The sequence below is a fragment of the Roseibium sp. genome, from assembly GCF_025698965.1.
Classification (GTDB): domain Bacteria; phylum Pseudomonadota; class Alphaproteobacteria; order Rhizobiales; family Stappiaceae; genus Roseibium.
In genome coordinates this window covers 1-2994 of record NZ_JAILWL010000632.1, presented here as the reverse complement: position 1 = coordinate 2994, position 2994 = coordinate 1, and the positions used below count along the sequence as shown (strand labels likewise).

At 62.1% G+C, this 2994-nt stretch carries 2 protein-coding genes and 1 pseudogene; 2 read left to right on the top strand and 1 reads right to left on the bottom strand.

Translation table 11 applies throughout. The features are described 5' to 3' along the window. Window positions 1-1113 (top strand): hypothetical protein (locus tag K5905_RS30800; RefSeq protein ID WP_297591536.1); only part of this gene is annotated, 1113 nt, incomplete at its 5' end. Window positions 1114-1235: 122 nt separating this feature from the next. Then, window positions 1236-2615 (top strand): Ig-like domain-containing protein, encoded by a 1380-nt coding sequence (locus tag K5905_RS30795; RefSeq protein WP_297591535.1) that lies wholly within the window; start codon window positions 1236-1238, stop codon window positions 2613-2615. Between the two features lie 47 nt (window positions 2616-2662). Here the strand turns inward: K5905_RS30795 and K5905_RS30790 are convergent. Further along, window positions 2663-2994 (bottom strand): annotated as a pseudogene (locus K5905_RS30790) (hypothetical protein); the annotation flags it as partial.

Here is a 2994-nt window from a genome sequence, read left to right as displayed (position 1 = left end):
CTGCTGCGGTACGAAGGCCGCGGCGACCCTGCCACCGTCCGGTTCGTCCTCGTCGACCAAGATGGCAACACCATCATCCTCGGCAACGGGCCCGAACTGGAATGGGACACGCGCACCATCCCGAACGGCATCTACACCCTGCAAGTAGAACGCCCCTCGTCATCCACCGGCACCACCCCGGCCCAAGGCGGCTACGTGGCCATCGACGACACCTCCTTCGTGGTCCGCAACCCCGACACCTCGGCGGGCAAAGCGACCGCCGCCGCCGCGGTCGGTGCAGGGGCCGCACTGGGCGCCACGTTCGGTATGCAGGCCCTGGCCGCGATGGGACAGGCGGGACAAGAAGCCGCCATGGGCCTTGGTGAAGACGTCCTGAAGGGCAAGACGGCCGGCCGTTCGCAGCGCCTGAAACGCTGGAGCGACCGCCTCCCGAGCAAAGCCGCGGTGGCGATCATCTTGGGTCTGATGGCCGCGTTCTTCACGTTCGAGGGCGTGGACGGATGGGACCCGTCCGGCTACGTGGCAGCGCTTCCCATCGTCGGTGCGGCCGCCGTCGTGTTCACGATCATCGAGCTGAGCATGGAATCGTTCCTGGCCCGGGTCAGTGGGGCCAGCGTTCGCGTGCGTTTGTTGGCATCCGGCATCGTTTCCCTCATTGCCACCAGCTTGTTCTTGCGGGTGGCCGTGGGGTACCCCGGGTACGTGGACGAGGACGACACGGACCACGGCAAGGAACTGCCGGCATTCCATGGCGCCGCACGCGCCGGTGCCGTGCTCGGCGGAATCATCGGCACCATGGCCATGTTCATCCTCATTGGAATGGTCAACTTCGACTTCATGGCGGTGGGAACAGAAATGGCGGTGGCCGCCTTGGTGGCGAACGCCCTGCCACTCAAACCGTTGCCCGGGCATGACGTCTGGGTGTGGAACAAAACGGTCTCGACCCTGTCCTTCCTTGGATGCGTGGGACTGTTCGTCCTGGTCCAGTCGGCCATCCTGAGTCTGCCCGCGACGTTTGCGGTGGCGCTGGCTGGAATCGCCGCATACCTTGGCACCGTGGTGTTGTTGAAGCGTCAGGCGGCGAGCCAGGAACCCGTTGTCGCAGAGGCGTGAGGCGGCACCTGAAAGGCGCGATCCATACTTTGCGCCCAAGGTTTCTTCAAATAGGAATGTGCAACGCTTTCCAACGAAAAGCGACCCCAAACGGAATTATACTTTCAGGTCGATTTCATACCATGCGTTTTCGACCTTTGATGTTGTCCTTGTTCTTTTTGACGGCGACATTTGTCCCGGGCACGTCCGCGATGGTTGTGGGAGCCAACATCACGGCCTCGGACATCACAACTGCGAACGGTTCATACAAGGCAGGAGACACCGTTGCCATCACCACCACCTACAACGAAAGCGTCACCGTGACCGGGGTGCCGTCTCTTGCGTTGAACTTCGGAGGCCGTGTGGCGAACTACACGAGTGGAACCGGGTCCACGACCCTTACCTGGACTTACACCGTTCAGGCGGGAGATACCAGTGCATCGGTCAATGCATCAGCCCAGAACGCCATTGCACTGGATGCAGGAGAATACATCAACAGCACCGCATCCAATAATGCAGCGGACAACACCCTACCAACCAGCCTCCTCGGCCCGAATTCCGTGGTCATCGACACCACTTCGCCGACGGTAACGGTGGAACAAAAGAGCGGACAGGCTGACCCCACGTCCAGCGGACCCATTCTCTTCACGGTCACGTTCAGTGAATCGGTGACCGGATTCACGGCCGGAGATGTCACGATTGGTGGCACCAGTGCGGGCGGAAGCGCAAGCGTCACAGGTAGTGGTGCAAGTTACGAAATCAATGTGACCGGAATGACCAGTGATGGTACCGTGAACGCGACCATCGGGGCTGGCCTGGCCTCGGATGCCGCAGGCAACACCAACGCAGCCAGCACCAGCACGGACAACCAGGTCACCTACACTGCAACCTCCAGCAGCTCGGGGTCATCCAGCGGCAGCGGCACGCCGTCGCCTGGTTCCCATGGTTTCTACAACGGGGCCGAGGGGCAGGTCTCAAACAAAGATTCAACAGAACATAGTCTGGATTATTCCGGAACTCGTGGCGTCAAAACTATTCAGGTAATCCTTGTGGATGAAGGGGCGGTCGGATTCCAAACCACCACAAGGGACCAAACCCCCGAGGATCTTCCCGCCGGTTACACCGGCACCACATTCTGGGTGGACATCGTCCAGACAAAGGGCGGCACCATCGAATCGGCGATGGTCACCCTGGGACCATTCGCAGGCGGACAATTCTCCGACGATCCACAAGCTTTGGCGGTGCTTCATGGAGTGAATGGCGGCTGGGTGTCGCTGCCTACGGAAATCACCCAGTTCGCGGATGGAACGTTCACCGTCACGTTCACGACACAAGGATTCAGCCCATTCGTCATGGCCATTGCACCATCGACGCCCGGAGAATCCAGTGCCCCTGAAAACGGGGCTATCCCCGAGGACCCGGAGCCCGACCGGCCGGTGGTTGATGCTCCGACGCCTGGCTTTGCCGTGATGCTCATAGCGCTCTTCGGTGCACTTCTGATTGCTTCACGCCACCGCCGCTGAGACCATGGGACCAGGCACACCATAGGATGGCGGTGAGGCCCGGGCGTTCACGCGTTCGGAAACGGCGCGATGTCCTTGCCGTGCAGGTCGGGGAACGCGCCGGCCGTCCAGCCGCCCGTGGCGCAGCGGTCGACGAGCTCCTGGAACGCGTCGAAGAGCTTTCCCGAGTCCCAGGGGCCGGGAGCTGCTTCGGGGTGGTACTGCGTGGTGAAGATGGGCAGCTCCGTGTGCTGGAGGCCTTCCACGCAGCCGTCGTTGGGGCAGCGTTCCCAGACGCGGAGTCCGGTGCCATCGACCGAGTCTCCGTCCACGGCGAACCCGTGGTTCTGGCTGGTGATGCGGACGAGCGTCGTGCCTTCTTCGCGGACGGGGATGTTGG

Bases quoted from the DNA above. Each gene is read 5' to 3' on its own strand.
- K5905_RS30795 (WP_297591535.1), top strand. From the start codon at position 1,236: ATGCGTTTTCGACCTTTGATGTTGTCCTTGTTCTTTTTGACGGCGACA.